Source organism: Nocardia sp. NPDC087230 (assembly GCF_044744725.1).
Taxonomy (GTDB): Bacteria; Actinomycetota; Actinomycetes; order Mycobacteriales; family Mycobacteriaceae; genus Nocardia; species Nocardia canadensis.
Genome location: NZ_JBIUYV010000001.1, coordinates 48,949 through 65,003 on the forward strand (window position 1 = coordinate 48,949; position 16,055 = coordinate 65,003).

The 16,055-nt window shown below is 68.9% G+C and carries 16 protein-coding genes and 1 riboswitch; of the genes, 8 read left to right on the forward strand and 8 right to left on the reverse strand.

Annotation, left to right across the window (positions count from 1 at the left end; translation table 11 throughout):
* Positions 1-5 precede the first annotated feature (5 nt).
* From ACIO52_RS00260 to ACIO52_RS00270, 3 genes are all read left to right on the forward strand, one after another.
* On the forward strand, positions 6-812 hold the full coding sequence (locus ACIO52_RS00260; protein WP_402640396.1) for an ABC transporter permease: 807 nt from the start codon (positions 6-8) through the stop codon (positions 810-812).
* A gap of 97 nt (positions 813-909) precedes the next feature.
* Positions 910-1,662, forward strand: coding sequence for an ABC transporter ATP-binding protein (locus ACIO52_RS00265; RefSeq protein WP_316576296.1), 753 nt, complete (start codon positions 910-912; stop codon positions 1,660-1,662).
* A 30-nt stretch (positions 1,663-1,692) separates the two neighbouring features.
* Positions 1,693-2,688 (forward strand): ABC transporter substrate-binding protein, encoded by a 996-nt coding sequence (locus tag ACIO52_RS00270; RefSeq protein ID WP_218722142.1) that lies wholly within the window; start codon positions 1,693-1,695, stop codon positions 2,686-2,688.
* A 6-nt stretch (positions 2,689-2,694) separates the two neighbouring features.
* On the opposite strand, the gene ACIO52_RS00275 is transcribed toward ACIO52_RS00270, so the two are convergent.
* Complete coding sequence (locus tag ACIO52_RS00275) at positions 2,695-3,939, reverse strand: KasA/KasB family beta-ketoacyl-ACP synthase (protein WP_402640401.1); 1,245 nt, start codon at positions 3,937-3,939, stop codon at positions 2,695-2,697.
* Between the two features lie 39 nt (positions 3,940-3,978).
* Here ACIO52_RS00275 and ACIO52_RS00280 point away from each other — a divergent pair, with 39 nt between their 5' ends.
* Positions 3,979-4,584, forward strand: a complete 606-nt coding sequence (locus ACIO52_RS00280; RefSeq protein WP_218722140.1) for a TetR/AcrR family transcriptional regulator — start codon at positions 3,979-3,981, stop codon at positions 4,582-4,584.
* On the opposite strand, the gene ACIO52_RS00285 is transcribed toward ACIO52_RS00280, so the two are convergent.
* On the reverse strand, positions 4,558-5,844 hold the full coding sequence (locus tag ACIO52_RS00285) for an amidohydrolase (RefSeq protein WP_316576293.1): 1,287 nt from the start codon (positions 5,842-5,844) through the stop codon (positions 4,558-4,560). The two genes, ACIO52_RS00280 and ACIO52_RS00285, sit on opposite strands and share 27 nt — an antisense overlap.
* Positions 5,845-6,063: 219 nt before the next feature.
* On the opposite strand from ACIO52_RS00285, the gene ACIO52_RS00290 reads away from it, so the two are divergent.
* From ACIO52_RS00290 to ACIO52_RS00305, 4 genes are all read left to right on the forward strand, one after another.
* Positions 6,064-7,584 carry an MFS transporter gene (locus tag ACIO52_RS00290; RefSeq protein WP_218722138.1) on the forward strand — a complete coding sequence of 507 codons (1,521 nt, stop codon included), beginning with the start codon at positions 6,064-6,066 and terminating at the stop codon, positions 7,582-7,584.
* Positions 7,585-7,656: 72 nt separating this feature from the next.
* On the forward strand, positions 7,657-8,088 hold the full coding sequence (locus ACIO52_RS00295; protein ID WP_218722137.1) for an SRPBCC domain-containing protein: 432 nt from the start codon (positions 7,657-7,659) through the stop codon (positions 8,086-8,088).
* Positions 8,078-8,407, forward strand: coding sequence for a helix-turn-helix transcriptional regulator (locus tag ACIO52_RS00300; RefSeq protein WP_218722136.1), 330 nt, complete (start codon positions 8,078-8,080; stop codon positions 8,405-8,407). The genes ACIO52_RS00295 and ACIO52_RS00300 overlap by 11 nt, the downstream gene beginning before the upstream one ends.
* Before the next feature lie 17 nt (positions 8,408-8,424).
* Positions 8,425-8,937, forward strand: coding sequence for an SRPBCC domain-containing protein (locus ACIO52_RS00305; protein WP_218722135.1), 513 nt, complete (start codon positions 8,425-8,427; stop codon positions 8,935-8,937).
* Here the strand turns inward: ACIO52_RS00305 and ACIO52_RS00310 are convergent, their stop codons facing one another.
* The 6 genes from ACIO52_RS00310 to ACIO52_RS00335 all read right to left on the reverse strand — a co-directional run bounded on the left by ACIO52_RS00310 (position 8,938) and on the right by ACIO52_RS00335 (position 16,044).
* Positions 8,938-9,732 carry a thioesterase family protein gene (locus tag ACIO52_RS00310; protein ID WP_402640407.1) on the reverse strand — a complete coding sequence of 265 codons (795 nt, stop codon included), beginning with the start codon at positions 9,730-9,732 and terminating at the stop codon, positions 8,938-8,940. It abuts the gene before it with no gap.
* Between the two features lie 68 nt (positions 9,733-9,800).
* Positions 9,801-10,010 (reverse strand): hypothetical protein, encoded by a 210-nt coding sequence (locus ACIO52_RS00315; RefSeq protein WP_218722133.1) that lies wholly within the window; start codon positions 10,008-10,010, stop codon positions 9,801-9,803.
* A gap of 86 nt (positions 10,011-10,096) precedes the next feature.
* A complete protein-coding gene (locus ACIO52_RS00320) occupies positions 10,097-10,639 on the reverse strand; it encodes a hypothetical protein (protein WP_402640410.1) in 543 nt (180 codons plus the stop codon).
* 41 nt (positions 10,640-10,680) lie between these two features.
* A complete protein-coding gene (locus ACIO52_RS00325; protein ID WP_402640413.1) occupies positions 10,681-11,706 on the reverse strand; it encodes a linear amide C-N hydrolase in 1,026 nt (341 codons plus the stop codon).
* Positions 11,707-11,831: 125 nt separating this feature from the next.
* Complete coding sequence (thiC, locus tag ACIO52_RS00330) at positions 11,832-13,472, reverse strand: phosphomethylpyrimidine synthase ThiC (RefSeq protein WP_218722130.1); 1,641 nt, start codon at positions 13,470-13,472, stop codon at positions 11,832-11,834.
* Positions 13,468-13,593, reverse strand: a riboswitch (TPP riboswitch). (Overlaps the previous gene by 5 nt.)
* A gap of 189 nt (positions 13,594-13,782) precedes the next feature.
* Positions 13,783-16,044: an MMPL family transporter gene (locus ACIO52_RS00335; protein WP_218722129.1), complete on the reverse strand. Its 2,262-nt coding sequence runs from the start codon at positions 16,042-16,044 to the stop codon at positions 13,783-13,785.
* Positions 16,045-16,055: the final 11 nt, after the last annotated feature.

Below are 16,055 nucleotides of genomic sequence, written 5' to 3' on the forward strand. Positions count from 1 at the left end.
CACGAATGCTGTTGGCGAGCCCCACCGAGACCGACGAGCGACGGATACCCCTGTACCGCCGCTCCGGCTTCCTGCGCGCGCTCTCGCCGATCGTGCTGCTGCTGGTCTGGCAGATCGGCAGCAGCAGTGGCTGGATCCCGGCCAAGAAGCTGCCCGCGCCCTCGGTCGTCTTCGACGCGGGGCTGGAGACCTTCCAGTCGGGCCAGCTCGGGGACGCACTGCTGGTCTCCGGCCAGCGCGCGCTCTACGGCTTCGTCCTGGGCGCGGTGCTCGCGCTGGTTCTCGGCGTCCTGGCCGGACTGAGCAAGATCGGGGAGTACGCGGTCGATCCGCCGTTGCAGATGATCCGCACCATCCCGCTGTTCGGCCTGATCCCGCTGTTCATCATCTGGTTCGGCATCGGTGAGGAACCGAAGGTCTACCTGATCGCTCTCGGCGTGTTCTTCCCGCTGTACCTCAACACCTTCGCCGGCATCCGCCAGCTCGATCCCAAGCTGTTCGAGCTCGGCAGCGCCCTGCAACTGGGCCTGGCCGAGCGGCTGCGGTTGCTGATCCTCCCCGGTGCGCTGCCGCAGATCCTGGTCGGCGTGCGGCAGAGCCTCGGCATCGCCTGGCTCTCGCTGATCGTCGCCGAACAGATCAACGCCGGCGCGGGTCTGGGCTTCGTCGTCAACAACGCCCGCGAATTCCTGCGCACCGACATCGTGGTGTTCGGCCTGGTGATCTACAGCTTGCTCGGCCTTGCCACCGACTCCATCGTGCGCCTGCTCGAACGCCGCGCCCTGCGCTGGCGCCCGGCGGTCCACCGCTGATGTCCGCCCCCGCTCCCCGCGCCGATCGCCGGACCCACCCCGTCCCGGCCTTCGGCTGGCCCGCCACCCGCCGCCGCACTACCGCGAGGATCCCGTCATGACCGCTGCCGCAGTCACTCCCATCTCGGCCAAGGCCGCCGCGCGTACGCCAGCAACGCGAATCGCCGGTCTGGGTAAGAAGTTCGGCGAACGGATCGTGCTGGACGGGATCGATCTCGAGATCGGGGCGGGCGAGATCGTCGCGCTGGTCGGTCGCAGTGGGTCGGGCAAGTCCACGCTGCTGCGGATTCTCGGCGGACTCGAGACCGCCGGTCGCGGTGAGGTTTCCGTCGCCGGCAGGCCGACGATCGTGTTCCAGGAACCGCGGCTCGTCCCGTGGCAGCCGGTGGTCCGCAATGTCGCGCTGGGCAGGCCGAAGCCGCGCAATCGGCGCGCTGACGACAAGGCCGCCCGCGATCTGCTGGCCGAGGTCGGCCTGGCCGGGCGCGCGGACGCCTGGCCGCTGACCCTGTCCGGCGGCGAGGCCCAGCGCGCGGCGCTGGCCCGCGCGCTGGTGGCCGAGCCGACGCTGCTGCTGCTCGACGAGCCCTTCGGCGCGCTCGACGCGCTGACCCGCCTGACCATGCACGAGCTGCTGCTCGGCCTGCACGCCCAACGCGCGTTCGGCGTGCTGCTGGTGACCCACGATGTGCTCGAGGCGATCACCCTGGCCGACCGCGTCCTGGTCCTCGACGAGGGGCGCATCGCCGCCGAGGTGTCCATCGACCTGCCGCGACCGCGCACGGCGGCCGCGCCCGAGGTCGCCGAGTACGCCACGCGGCTGCTGGCCCTGCTCGGCGTCACTTCCTGAGATGTCCACCCCCGCACGAAAGTTGTTCCCGTGAAACGCACTCCGAAGTCCCGCCTGGCCGGGCTCGCCCTCGCCGTCGTCGCCGCGCTCTCGCTGAGCGCCTGCGGTGACGACGCGGCGACCGACGCCGCGCCGTCGGGCCCGGTCGATCTGAGCACCGTCACGTTGAAAGTCGGGGACCAGAAGGCGATCTCGATCGAAGTGCTGCTCGCGGCCTCCGGTCAGCTGGAGAACCTGCCGTACAAGATCGAGTTCTCCACCTTCACCGCCGGTCTGCCGCTGGTCGAGGCGGCCAGCGCCGGCGGCATCGACATCGCGCAGACGGGCAACACCCCGGTGATCTTCGGTGCGGCGTCCAACGCCGACATCAAGATCGTCGGCGCGCTCTCGGCGACCGGAAAGGGCGACGCGATCCTGGTCGGCAAGGACTCCTCGATCGGCTCTGTCGCGGCCCTGAAGGGCAAGAAGGTCGCGGTCTACAAGGGCAGCTCGGCCAACGCGAATCTGCTGCTGCAGCTGCAGAAGGCGGGCCTGTCGCTCGGCGATGTCGAGCCGGTCTACCTCGCTCCCGCCGACGGCTACACCGCGCTGACCCGCGGCGATGTCGACGCCTGGGCGACCTGGGATCCCTACACCGCCATCGCCGAGAAGGAGATCGGCGCCAAGCCGATCGCGACCGCCGATCAGGCCGCCAACGGCTACAACTTCTGGGTCGCGGGCAAGCACGCGGTCGGCGACGCGGGCAAGTCGGCCGCGATCGCGGACTTCTTCCAGCGCTACGCCGCCGCCACCAAGTGGTCCTCGGACAATCTCGACACCTGGTCGACCAAGTACGCCGAACTCACCCAGATCAGCGTCGACGCCTCCCGCACCACCTGGACCCGCTCGATCAAGCAGCCGATCAAGCTCTCCGATCCGGTGATCGCCTCGGAGCAGGAGATCGCCGACGCCTTCACCAAGGCCAAGGCCATCCCGGGCAAGGTCGACTTCGAGTCCTTCGTCGACACCAGGTTCGACAAGGCGTAAGCGCCGCTACGCTTTTCCGAATGCCAGGGCGACGTTGTGCCCGCCGAAACCGAACGAGTTGTTGAGCGCGTAGTCGATCCGCTGCGGGCGGGCAGTGCCCGCGACGATATCGAGCTCGATCGCCGGATCGGGGTGCTCGAAATTCAGGGTGGGCGGGACGATCTGCTCGCGCAGACTCAGTATCGTCAGCACCGACTCCAGCGCGCTCACCGCGCCGATCGAATGGCCGAGCGCTGATTTCGGCGCGTACACCGAGGCGTCGGGGGTGACCGCGGTGATGGCCGCGGCCTCGGAGGCATCGCCGACCGAGGTCGACGTCGCGTGCGCGTTGACGTGGTCGATGTCGCAAACCCGCAGTCCCGCGGTCTGAATCGCCTTGCGCATCGCACGGGCCGCCCCGGCGCCCGCCGGATCGGAGGCCACGATGTGGAAGGCGTCGGAGGTGATGCCCGCGCCGAGCACCCTGGCGTGGATTCGCGCGCCGCGCGCCCTCGCGTGCCGTTCGGATTCGAGCACGAGCAGCGCGCCCGCCTCACCGAAGACGAAACCGTCGCGGTCGCGCTCGAACGGGCGCGAGGCGCGTTCCGGCTCGTCGTTGCGGGTGCTCATGGCCCGCATCATCGCGAAACCCGCGATGGGCACGGGGTCGATATGGCCCTCGACGCCACCGGTGACCACCACGTCGGCCTCGCCCGTGCTGATCAGCCGCCAGGCGTGCGCGATCGCCTCCGATCCCGACGAGCAGGCCGAGACCGGCGCGAAAACGCCGCCCTGCGCGCCGATCTCGAGTCCGACGGTGGCCGCGGGGCCGTTGGGCATGACCATCGGGACGGCCAGCGGCGAGACCTTGCGGTAACCGCCCGCGCGCATCGCGTCGACGGCGTCGATCAGCGCGTCACCGCCGCCGAGCCCGGTGCCGATGGCCACGGCCAGGCGCTCGGGGTCGACCGCCGGCGCGCCCGCCGCCCGCCAGACCTGCCTGCCGAGGACCAGGGCCATCCGCTCGACGTAGGAGTGCCTGCGCTGTTCGATCCGGGTGAGTTCGGCGTCGGGTGCGGTGACCAGCGGTCCGCCGATCCGGACCGGCAGGTCGTGGTCGGCGAGGAATTCCGGTGCCAGCGCGCGGATTCCGCTCTCGCCGCGCAGCAGGCGCGACCAGGTCTCGTCGATGGTGTCGGCGAGGGCGGTGGTCGCCGCGTACGCGGTCACCACGACACCGGCCCGAGTTTCTGAAGCGATCGGTACAGTCACGCCGTCATGGATACCTGTAGCAGTCGCTACAGTCAACCCATGGCCCGTCCTCTCGACCACCGCAAGCGCGCCGAACTGCTGGCCGGTGTCGTGGCGTACATCGCCGCGCACGGCCTGGCCGAACTGTCGCTGCGCCCGCTGGCCGCCGCCCTCGGCACCAGCTCGCGCATGCTCATCTACTACTTCGAGACCAAGGAGGAACTGCTGGTCCAGGCGCTGGCGACGCAGCGCCCCGACCTCGCGGCGGTCTTCGCCGATGTCACCGAGCCCGCCCAGTTGCGTGCCCGGCTGACCGGCTTCTTCGACCTGAACTCCGAGGGCGCCGAGGCCGACAGCGTGCGCGTGCTGTTGCAGGTGCTCGGTGCGGCGTGTGCCCCCGATTCGCCGTACCAGGACTACGCGAACGCGGCGATCGCCACATTCGTCACCGAGCTCGCGGCCGCGCTGCGCCGCACCGGCCTGGCCGCGGACCCCGAGGTGGTCGCGACCCTGCTCGTCTCCGGGCTGCGCGGCATCCTCCAGGACCGGGTGATCACCGGCGACCGGGAGCGCACCGGCCGGGCCGCGCGCGTCCTCATCGACGCCGCGCTCCCCGAGCCGGTGCGCCGAGCATCGCCGTCACCGGGGGACGACTGCTCCGCGTAGGTGGTCGTAGGCCAGGTAGGTATGCAGACGCACGCCGGTCACCAGCGTGTCGTCGTCGGCGTAGAAGTGCGGGTTGTGGTTCATGTACATCCCGCGTCCGCCCGGCGTCGGCTCCAACCCGGCCGCGCCGCCGAATTCGGTGTCCTGCACGCCGAGCGTGACGTAGAGGCCGCCGTATCTGTTGACGAACTCGGAGACGTCGTCGTATCCGAGGGTGGGGGTCGTGGCCACGACCCGCTCGTCGCCGACGACCTTGCGCAGGGTCGGCAATGCCGCGTCGACCCAGGGTCGCAGATTGTGCACGGCGGGCACGTCTTGCAGGTACTCCACGGTCGCCGTGCAGTTGTAGGCCTGGGCGGAGTGGGTAGCCAGCGTTTCGAGCCGCTGCCGCACCTGCGACATATCGGCTTCGACCGAACACCGGATGGTGCCCCACAGCGTGACCGTCCGGCCGACGATATTGAACCTTCCGACGTCCTCGATGTGACCGATGGTGACGGTGACCGGATCGAAGGCGCTGAGCTGGCGGTAGATCTGCCCGATCCCGGTGAGGACGGCCCCTGCCGCGGGCATCGGGTCGATGCCCATCCACGGCGTCGACCCGTGGACCTGCTCGCCGGTGATGACGATCTTGATCAGGCTCGAGGCGCCGAACTGGTTGCCGACCCGATAGCCGATATAGCCCTTGGGATACGGCGTGACATGGAATCCGAATGCCATCGTGGGCGCCGGATCGTCCAGTGCGCCCTCGGCGAGCATTTCCCGCGCGCCGCCCTTCTCCTGGACCGGTGGACCTTCCTCCGCGGGCTGGAACACGAACAGTACGGTGCCTGGCAGGTGGTCGCGGACCCCGGCCAAGACCGTGGCCGCGCCGAGCAGCATCGCGGTGTGGCAGTCGTGCCCACAGGCATGCGACACCGGGAACGGGCCGCCGGGATAGTCGTCGTCGACGACGGTCGACGCGAACGGCACTCCGCACTCGTCGGGCACCGGCAGGGCATCGATGTCGGCGCGCAACGCGATGACCTGGTCACCGGGCAGGCCACCGGTGAGAACGCCGACGACACCGTGGCCGGCGATACCGGTCCGAACCTCGTCCAGCGGCAGCGACCTGAGGTGGTCGGCGATGAGCGCGGCGGTGTCGACCTCGCGGTTGGACAGCTCCGGGTGCTGGTGCAGGTGGTGCCGCCAGGCGATGACCTGGTCGGCCACGGCGGCCGCGTCCCGGTCGAACCGGTCGTAGATCGAGCTCTCGGACATCGGTTTCTCGCCTCCGTCGCCTCGCCCCAGGGAAACAAACGTGCTGTACGAGCGGGACAGATCATACGGCGACAGGACAGCGTTGCCGGACAACCCGACCGGTTGCCCACTCCGGGGTTGCGCTCCGGCCGCAATCGTCGGCGACTGGGTAGGTTGAGCAGCGGATCGAGCGCCACGGATCCGGAAACCGGTCGGTGATCAGGAATCGGGTGATGCGCCATGGTGGACGAGACCACGAAGACCTACGGTTCGGTGCGCTGGGTGATGCTCGGGGTGCTGTGCGCCAGCCTGTTGCTGGTGGCGATGGACGCCACGATTCTCAATGTCGCGTTGCCCTCGCTCATCGACGACCTCCAGGTCGGGCCGCTCGAGCAGCTCTGGATCATCGACATCTACGGCCTGGTGCTCGGCGGTCTGCTCATCACCACCGGCGCGCTCGGTGACCGGGTGGGCCGGAAGCTGTTGTTCATCAGCGGTTTCGTGCTGTTCGGCGTCGCCTCGGTGGTCGCGGCGACCGCCGGGAGCGCGGCTCAGCTCATCGGCGGACGCGTGCTGCTCGGCATCGGTGGCGCGATGGTGATGCCGTCGACGCTGTCGCTGATCCGCAACATCTTCACCGATGTGCGCGAGCGCACGATGGCCATCGGGATCTGGGCCGCGGTGGCCGGTGTCGGCGCGACGGTCGGCCCGATCATCGGTGGTTTCCTGGTCGAGCACTTCGGCTGGTCGTCGGCGTTCTGGCTGAACGTGCCGGTGGTGCTGGTGACGGTGGTGGTCGGGCTGTGGGTGCTGCCGGAATACCGGGCGCCGCAGGCGGGCAGCCTCGACTGGTTCGCCGCGGCGCTGTCCATGATCGGCATCGTCTGCCTGGCTTGGGGCATCAAGCATCTGGCGAAAGGTGAAGCGGGATCGGTCGACTGGGTGGTCCTGCTCGTCGGGATCGGCGCGATGGTCTGGTTCGTCCGCCGCCAGCTCACCGCCGACGATCCGCTGCTGGACGTGCGGTTGTTCCGCAACAGCGCGTTCACCGCGGCCGCCGTGGCGACCCTGCTGGCCATGATGGCGATCGGCGCGGCGATGTTCCTGGTGTCGCTGTGGCTGCAATACGTGCACGGCTACAGCCCGTCCCAGGCCGGCATCCGGATGCTGCCCGCCGCGCTCACCCTGCTCACCGCCTCGCTGCTGACGCCGATGCTGATGGAGAAGTTCGGTGTCCGCGCGGTGCTCGGCGTCGGACTCGGCGCGGTGTCGCTGGGGTTCCTGCTGCTGGCGGTGAGCCCGGAGCCGACGACCTATCCGGTGGTCGCGCTGGTGCTGGTGTCGTTCGGGCTCGGCGACGGGATGGCGGTGACCGCGGCCGCCGCGGTGCTCGTCGGTGCCGTGCCCGCCGATCGGGCGGGGCAGGCCGGGGCGGTCGAGGAGACCAACTACGAGGTCGGCGTCGGTTTCGGCGTCGCGCTGCTCGGCAGCCTGCACGCGCGGATCTTCAGTCAGCACATGACGAACCTGCCGGTCCCGGCCGACCAGGTGGAGCAGGCGAGCGGCTCGGTCGGCGGGGCCTACGAGGTGGCCACCGACCTGCCCGAACCGGCGCACACGCAGGTGGTCGACGCGGCGAGCCATGCCTTCGACACCGCGCTGACCACGACGTCGTACATCTCCGCGGTGGTGGTGGCGCTGGTGGCGATCGGCACGGTGTGGCTGGTCCCGCGCGGTTTCCGGGTCACCGGCGGCCACTGACCTTGACGCAACCATTCGGTTGCCATACTCTGAGTTGCAACCAACTGGTTGCTACTGACTGAGGAGAACACCATGGGATTCCCTGATCAGATCGTGCGGACCGTCGAGCTCGCCCATCCACCCGCCAAGGTGTGGGCGGCCATCACCACCGCCGAAGGACTCGCGAGCTGGTTCGGCAATACCGCCGAGATCGACCTGCGCCCGGGCGGGGACATGCGGATGACCTGGAAGGAAGGCTTCGCCGCCGACATGCGGGTGGAGCGGGTCGAGGAGCCGACCGTGTTCGGCTACACCTGGCCGATCAACGGCCTGCCCGACGACGACCCGCGACGCACCTACGTCGAGTTCACCCTCGAACCGCACGGCGACGGCACCCGGCTCACCGTCGTCGAATCCGGGTTCGCGCAACTGCCCGAGGATGCGCACAAGGAGGCGTTCGAGGGCAATGTCGGTGGCTGGAAGAGCGAGCTGGGCGAGCTCGTCGAGTACCTCGATGCGGCCTGAGCTCGAGGCCACCGCCGAACGGGTCTTCGTCGCACTGGCCGATCCGAGCAGGCGGTCGGTCCTGGCCGCCCTCGCCGCGCACGGCCCCGCCACCGCGACCGACCTCGCCGATCGCCTGCCCATCACCCGTCAGGCGATCGCCAAACACCTCGCTCTGCTGACCGATGCGGGCCTGGTGATCCCGGAGCCGGGCGAGCGCAGGCGCGTGCGCTATCGCCTCGACTCGGCGCCGATGCAAGTGGCACAACAATTCCTGGCCGCCCTCTCGCGTGATTGGGACAGCCCCTTGGACGCGCTCCGCCGGCATCTGGACGGCTGAGCCCGGAAGGAAAAGCAATGAGCACCAACGATTTCACCGCCACCATCACCGTCGACAAGACCCCGGCCGAGGTGTTCGCCGCCGTCAACAATGTCTGGGGCTGGTGGTCGGAGACCATCGAGGGCACCACCGGCACGGTCGGCGACAGCTACCTGTTCGAGGTGCCCGGCATCCACCGCTGCACCCTGACCACCACCGAGTCGGTGCCCGGACGCAGGCTGGTCTGGCATGTCACCGACTCGCATCTGTCCTTCATCGAGGACACGACCGAGTGGGAGGACACCGATATCGTCTTCGACATCGCCGAAACGGCCGACGGCACCGAAGTCCGTTTCACCCATGTGGGTTTGGTGCCCGCGGGTGAATGCTACGAAGTGTGCTCCAACGCCTGGGGCGCCTACATCACCACCAGCCTGCGCGGCCTGCTCACCACCGGCCAGGGCGATCCGTTCCGCCGCACCAGCACCGCGGAATCGGAGTTGCTCAAGCACGGCAACGGCGACCTGGTGAACCTGGACGTGCTGCGCTGATCAGCCGCGCGGCGCGATGAGCAGCGTCTGTGTGCTGCGCCCGATCGGCCCGGTCTCGTCGAATATCGCCGATTCGGCGAGACCGATGCCGTGCGGCTGCGGATGGGTCACCGCGTCCAGGCACACCCATTCCCCGACCGGCTGCCGGTGCAGGGTGACGGTGAGGTCGGTGTTGATGAACAGGTATTTCGACCAGTCGAGGACCGCGCTGACCCCGTTGCCCGAATCGGCGGCGGCCAGCGTGCGCTCCAGTGGACTCGGGGTGGTGCCCGCGACAATCGGGTACTTCACCCGGATCCAGCAGACCGCGGGGCCGGGCGCGGTGAAAGAGCCTGCGGTGAAACGGTATTCGATGCCCGTGTGGAAACCGATCTCCTGATCGGACGGGAACGCCTCCGGCTCTGTCTCCGAGGGCAGCGGCCGGGAACCGGTCGGCAGGAATTGCTGGGGGAGATCCAGCGGCGGATCGGCGACCTTGAGCCGCCACGCGTTGGCCTGCATCACCGGCCCGCGATCCGACGACAAGGTCGCCTCGATCAGCTCGACGCTGCGCCCCGACCGCACCACCTTCGTTCGTGCGGTCAGCGGCGCGAGCGGCACCGGCCCGAGAATCTCGACCGCGACCCGCCCGACCTGGAAGCCGGGTCGCGGTTCGCACCGCTCGATGACATGCCCGAGGAGCGCCGAGGGTGGCCCGGCATGCTGCGCGTCCGGTGACCAGGGTCCCCTGGTCAGCTCGGTCGACAGGTAGCGGCTCGGGTCCGCCGGGTCGGGGAGATAGAAGGCATCGGCCACCTCGTCGACGTTACCCCGGACAACGATCCGGCTTCCCCGGTGGCCCGATCGCCGGGACCGATCTTGTCTCAGGCCTGGGCGCTGCCCGTGGAAAGGGCGGTGATCAGGTCGAACAGCGGGCGCAGGGCGCACGGACTGGTGTCGGAGGTGCAGCCGATGGACGACGAGCCGGAGTCGGCGACCGGGGAGGCCGCCTGGGCGGTGCCGAGCGGGGCAGCGAAGGAGATGGCGGCGGCCGCTACGGCGCCGGCGACGAGACGTGTGGTGCGAGCTGACATGCAAGAACCCTACTGACCGGGCTCGGCGAGGAAAGCCCCCGAAATTCCGGGCTCGCCCCGTCGGGCCGATTTCTCGGCGGACGATCCTACGGTCGGAGATCCAGGATGGTCACCCGGTCGTCCGGAGTGTCCAGAAGATCCTCGGCGCGAGGAAGCGCTGCCCGCGCCGCGAAATAATCACGGTCGAGATCGCAGGTGATTCGGGTGCCGGGGGTCCCGATCGGCTCGTGGTCGCGCGAGTCGGTGAGCGTCGGCCCCGTGAATTCCCGCAGCCATTGCCGATCCGCGGTTCGGATCTCGATCGCGGCGTGTGCGCTCACCGCCACCAGCGCGCCGATCGTCCATCGGCGCAACGGCCAGCCGTTCGCGTCCAGCTTGTCCATGTCGTTGACGAGGTTGTCGGTGAGGGTGAACCGGTGGTCCGATTCGATGATCAGCTCGACGACCAGATCGGGGGCCGCCTCCCGGTCCGGTCCGAGCGTATCGCGCAGCACCGTGCTGAGAACGGCACCGGCCAGCGCGGGATCCGACCGTTGGCGTCCGAAGAACATGTGCGGCAGCAGCCGAATGGTCTCCTCGAACGAACGCACGACGATGTGCGCCGCGGAGTAGTCGTTCGGGGGTGCCACGACCTCGATCCTCCCAGATCGAGGTCGGGTGGTGTGGACGGTCAGGGGGTCGGGGTCACGTCGACGCACCAGGGGGCGGCGGTGTCGATGGGGGTGACGTCGGCTTGGTCGAAGTCGAGGTTGCCCACGTCGACGGCGCACCAGACGGGGCTGTCGTAGTAGCGGACGAAATAGCGGCGGTGGGCGGGGGCGAGGGCGGCGATGGTCGACCATTCGGTGTATTCGATGGAGGCGGGGCCGGCGTCGCCGGAACGGACGAAACCCTTGGGGATGTCGAAACTGTCGAGGATGTGGGCGGCCACGAGGGCGGAGCCGGTCGCGTCGGCCGCGGGTTCGGCGGCATGGCTCAGCGCGACCGCGCGGACGAAACGGGAGGGTGGAGTGAAATCGCCTGGCAGGCCGAGCATTCCGCTGCCCTGGCCGAGTGCACTCACGTCGTATCCCGACAGCGGCAGGTCGGGGACATTGACGGCGGAGAGATTGACGTAATTGCCGGTGTTGAGCAGATGCCACTCGAACGGCGGTGAATTCGTCAGGACGGACAGCGGATTGTCGTGGAGCTGGAGGTCACCGTCGATGTATTCGGCGACCAGTGAACTGCCGCTCGCGTCGTGCAGGGTGTAGTGCAGATCGATGGGCTGACCGGTGCTCGGATCGGGCAGACCCCACACCAGCACCCGCTCCAGCGCGGCCGCCGCCTCGCTCACCGTCGCGCAGGTGGACAGCAGGTAGTTGCCGACATCGTGGATCTGCGACATCGACTCGGATTCGTGTCCGACGGGGACCGACTGGTACTCGGTGAAATGCGGCAGATACAGCGCGCCGAAATACAGACCGGCCTCGTTCACGCCGTCGAGCAGGCAATCGCGGCCGAGCAGATTCATGCCGACCGTGCCGTACGCACCGCGCCAGGAATAGCCGGGAACGTCCGGGTCCGGGCTCTTGGCCTGATACGACATGCCCCGTGGGAAGACGATCATCCGTGATTCGAGATCGAACGCGAATTCCATGGTCCGCCCGGCGGTGACCGAGCCGTCCTCGGCGGTGACGGTGAAAGAGGTGCACATGCGGGTGATCCCTTTCCGGTCGGTACAGAAAAGGCTGCGCAGAGCTGTTCTGCCGGGACAATGCTAGCCCCGGAAACGGCCGGGACCGGCGCGGCGCAGCCGTGCCGGTCCCGGGAAACCGGAGGTCAGACCACCGGCAGGTAGACCTGGTTGCCGTGGTCGGCGAACTCGGCCGACTTCTCGGCCATGCCGGCCTCGATGGCGGCGACGTCGGTCAGGCCCTGTTTCTCGGCGTACTCGCGCACGTCGGCGGAGATGCGCATCGAGCAGAACTTCGGACCGCACATGGAGCAGAAGTGCGCGGTCTTGGCGGGCTCGGCGGGCAGCGTCTCGTCGTGGTATTCGCGGGCGGTGTCCGGGTCGAGCGAGAGCGCGAACTGATCGTGCCAGCGGAATTCGAAACGGGCCTTGGACAATTCGTTATCGCGGTCCTGGGCGTGCGGGTGGCCCTTGGCGAGGTCGGCGGCGTGGGCGGCGATCTTGTAGGTGATCACGCCGACCTTGACGTCGTCGCGGTTGGGCAGGCCCAGATGTTCCTTGGGGGTGACGTAGCAGAGCATCGCGGTACCGGCCTGCGCGATGATCGCGGCGCCGATCGCCGAGGTGATGTGGTCGTAGGCGGGCGCGATATCGGTGGCCAGCGGGCCGAGGGTGTAGAACGGCGCCTCTTCGCAGAGCTCTTCCTCGAGCTTCACGTTCTCGACGATCTTGTGCATCGGCACGTGGCCGGGGCCCTCGATCATCACTTGCACGCCATAGGATTTCGCGATCTTGGTGAGCTCACCGAGGGTGCGCAGCTCGGCGAACTGCGCCTCGTCGTTGGCGTCGGCGATGGAGCCGGGACGCAGGCCGTCGCCCAGGGAGAAGGTGACGTCGTAGCGCGCCAGGATCTCGCACAGTTCCCGGAAGTGCGTGTACAGGAACGATTCCTGGTGATGGGCCAGACACCACGCGGCCATGATCGACCCACCGCGCGAGACGATGCCGGTGACCCGCTTGGCGGTCAGCGGGATGTAGCGCAGCAGTACGCCCGCGTGCACGGTCATGTAGTCGACACCCTGCTCGCACTGCTCGATCACGGTGTCGCGGTACATCTCCCAGGTGAGCTTGGTGGGGTCGCCGTTCACCTTCTCCAGCGCCTGGTAGATCGGCACGGTGCCGATCGGGACGGGGGAGTTGCGCAGGATCCACTCGCGGGTCTCGTGGATGTTCTTGCCGGTCGACAGATCCATGATGGTGTCGGCGCCCCAGCGCGAGGCCCACACCATCTTCTCGACCTCTTCGGCGATCGACGACGACACCGCCGAATTGCCGATATTGGCGTTGATCTTCACCAGGAACTTCTTGCCGATGATGGTCGGCTCCAGCTCCGGGTGCTTGTGATTGGCCGGGATCACCGCGCGACCGGCGGCGACCTCGTCGCGCACCAGCTCCGGGGAGACGCCCTCGCGCGCGGCGATGAAGCGCATCTCCGGGGTGATGATGCCCTGGCGCGCCCAGGCCAGCTGGGTGGGCGGGCCGTCGACGGTGGGCCGGTCCCACTCGTCGCGCAGCTTCGGCAGGCCTGCCTCGAGGTCGATCACCGCGTTGTCGTCGGTGTACGGGCCAGAGGTGTCGAAGACGTCGAAGTGCTCGCCGTTGGTGAGGTTGATCCGGCGCACGGGAATGCGCAGGCCGTCGACCTCTTTGTAGTGCTTGACGCTGCCCTGGATCGGCCCGGTGGTGACGGTGTCGACCGCCCCGGTCGAAGACGTGGCTGTGCCCATGATGGTTCCTCCCTACGCCGGCATTACCCGGTCAGGTTCATACGGTCGACGGCCCTGATCGCCCGAGAAATGGGCTAGCCGTCCTCTCAGCCCGCTGGTGCGAGCCCCCGTGCTGGTCGGAGCGCTGGCGCGCTCGAGTTCGCGGCCCCCTGTGTCCCGCCGATGGGAGGCCGTTGCTTGCTTCTTCGTCGCCTACGCAACAGCCTCCCATCGGCGGGACGGCCGCGAACCCGCCGCTGCGCGGCGGGCCCTCCTCGAGGTCGGGGAGTGCGTGGCGTTTCACAGTGTAGGTGCCGGGTTGGGCTGATCGCTAGCGGACGGCGACCTTGTCCTGGGCCACGACCGGGGCAGGCTCGGCATCGTCGGCTTCGTGCAGCCCGAACCTGTTGTGCAGCACCACCAGTGGCTTGGGCGCCCACCAGTTCCAGGTGCCCATCATCCGCATCAGGGCCGGGGCGAGCAGGCCGCGGATGACGGTGGCGTCGCTGATCACGGCCAGCGCGCAGCCCAGGCCGAACAGCTTCATCATCGACACGTCGGAGGTCGCCACGCCGAGGAACACGATGCTCATGAGCAGGGCGGCGGCGGTAAAGATGCGGCCGGTGCGGGCCACGCCCATGGCGACGGCCTCGGTATTGCCCTCAGTCGTCTTGGGCCCGGCCAGCCACTCCTCCCGGATGCGGGAGAGCAGGAACACCTCGTAGTCCATCGAGGCGCCGAAGGCGAGGCTGAACATGAGGATCGGCATGGCCAGGTTGAGCGTGCCGGTAGAGGTGAAGCCGAGCAGCCCCGACAGGTTCCCCTCCTGGAAGATCCACACCATCGCGCCGAACGTCGCCGCCAGCGACAGGATGTTCAGCGCCAATGCCTTGACCGGGAGCACCACGCTGCCGGTGAACAGGAACAGCAGCACCAGGGTGGTGATCGCGATCAGGGCCCCGGCCAGCGGCAGCTTGCCGGTGATCGCGGTGACGGAGTCCTGATTCAGCGCGGCGGGGCCGGTGATCAGGGCCTCCGACGGCGCCGGGACGGCACGCAGCGCGTCGAGCTGGATCCGGCCCGCGTCGGAATAGGGGTCGAGCGTGGTCGCGACCGACAGATAGGTGCCCGCCGACGGGTCGGCCATCTCCGGCACGCCCGGCGCCACCCGCCACCCGTTGCGGTAGACCGCGGCGCTGCTGAGCACGGCGGGCACGTCCGGCACCTTGGACAGGGCGAGGGCGTAGCCGTCCAGCTCGGCGGGCGTGCCACGGAACTCCGGCAGCACGATGGTCGCGCTCGCGGCCATATCGGCGTCGAACTCGGTGCGCAGCACGTCGCCGACCTCGCGACTGGCCACGCCGGTGGGCAGCGAGCGGTCGTCGGGGTAGCCGAACTGGACGCCGAGGAACGGCGACCCGAGCAGCAGCAGGAACGCGGTGGTCGCCAGCGCGATCGGCAGCGGCCGCTTCATCACGGCGGTGACCAGGCGGTACCAGAACGTCTGCTGGGGCTGCTTGTCCACGCGCGGGGCCCGCCGGAACAGCTTGCGCAGCGGCGCGCGCAGGTCGACGGCATCGATCCGGGTGCCCACCAGGATGAGCAGGGCGGGCAGCACGATCACCGCGGCGGCGGTGGCGGCGGCGACCACCGCGATGCCCGCGTAGGCGAACGATTTGAAGAAGTACTGCGGGAACACCAGCAGCGCCGACAGCGACAGCGCGACGACCAGCGCCGAGTAGACCACCGTGCGGCCCGCGGTCTGGATCGAGCGGAGCACCGCGGCGGCCGGTGTCGCGCCCCCGGTCAGTTCCTCGCGGTACCGGCTGACGATGAACAGGCTGTAGTCGATCGCCAGCGCCAGGCCGAGCGCGGTGGTCATGTTCAGCGCGAAGATCGACACGTCGGTGACGGAGGTCAGCACGCGCAGGATGCCCAGCGCCGCCGCGATGGCGAACAGCCCGATCGCGATGGGCAGCGCCGCGGCGACGACACTGCCGAACACCACGGCCAGCAGCAGGCCGGTCACCGGGATGGCCACGGCCTCGGCGATCACCAGATCCTTGCTGATCTGGACATTGATGTCGGAGAACGAGGCCGCCAGCCCGCCCGCCTCGACCGTCACCGGCCCGCTCTCGACCTGCACTTCCTTGCTGAGCTTGCCCGCGCGGTCCGGTAGCTGGGCGTCGTCTCCTTCGATGCTGGCCAGGATGAGCGCCCGCTTGCCGTCCTTGCTGCGCAGCGCCTGCTTGAGGTCCGGTCGCGAGGTCCAGTACGACTGCACGCCGCTGACGATGTCGGAATGGCCGCGGAGCTGGGCGATCGCGGTGTCCGCTGCGGCGCGTGCGGCCGGTGAATCGGCGCCGTCCTCAGCGGTCACCAGCAAGACGTAGTTCGGCTCGGAGCCGGGGAAATGCTCGTTCAGATACTGGCTGGCCTGCACCGAGTCGAGATCCTCGGTGACGAATCCGCCTGATTTCATGTGCGAATGCACGGTGGCGCCGATCGCGCCGCTGAGGATCATCAGTAACAGGGCGACCGCGACGACCAGTCGTGGTCGGGCCACGGCGGCGCGGGCGATTCTCGTCAACATCGTCGGGCTCT

Coding starts and splice junctions, on each gene's coding strand:
- ACIO52_RS00305 (WP_218722135.1), top strand. CDS start 8,425: ATGAGCACCAACGATTTCACCGCCACCATCACCGTCGACAAGACCCCG.
- ACIO52_RS00290 (WP_218722138.1), top strand. CDS start 6,064: ATGGTGGACGAGACCACGAAGACCTACGGTTCGGTGCGCTGGGTGATG.
- ACIO52_RS00265 (WP_316576296.1), top strand. CDS start 910: ATGACCGCTGCCGCAGTCACTCCCATCTCGGCCAAGGCCGCCGCGCGT.
- ACIO52_RS00260 (WP_402640396.1), top strand. CDS start 6: ATGCTGTTGGCGAGCCCCACCGAGACCGACGAGCGACGGATACCCCTG.
- ACIO52_RS00295 (WP_218722137.1), top strand. CDS start 7,657: ATGGGATTCCCTGATCAGATCGTGCGGACCGTCGAGCTCGCCCATCCA.
- thiC (WP_218722130.1), bottom strand. CDS start 13,472: ATGGGCACAGCCACGTCTTCGACCGGGGCGGTCGACACCGTCACCACC.
- ACIO52_RS00315 (WP_218722133.1), bottom strand. CDS start 10,010: ATGTCAGCTCGCACCACACGTCTCGTCGCCGGCGCCGTAGCGGCCGCC.
- ACIO52_RS00335 (WP_218722129.1), bottom strand. CDS start 16,044: ATGTTGACGAGAATCGCCCGCGCCGCCGTGGCCCGACCACGACTGGTC.
- ACIO52_RS00300 (WP_218722136.1), top strand. CDS start 8,078: ATGCGGCCTGAGCTCGAGGCCACCGCCGAACGGGTCTTCGTCGCACTG.
- ACIO52_RS00325 (WP_402640413.1), bottom strand. CDS start 11,706: ATGTGCACCTCTTTCACCGTCACCGCCGAGGACGGCTCGGTCACCGCC.
- ACIO52_RS00280 (WP_218722140.1), top strand. CDS start 3,979: ATGGCCCGTCCTCTCGACCACCGCAAGCGCGCCGAACTGCTGGCCGGT.
- ACIO52_RS00285 (WP_316576293.1), bottom strand. CDS start 5,844: ATGTCCGAGAGCTCGATCTACGACCGGTTCGACCGGGACGCGGCCGCC.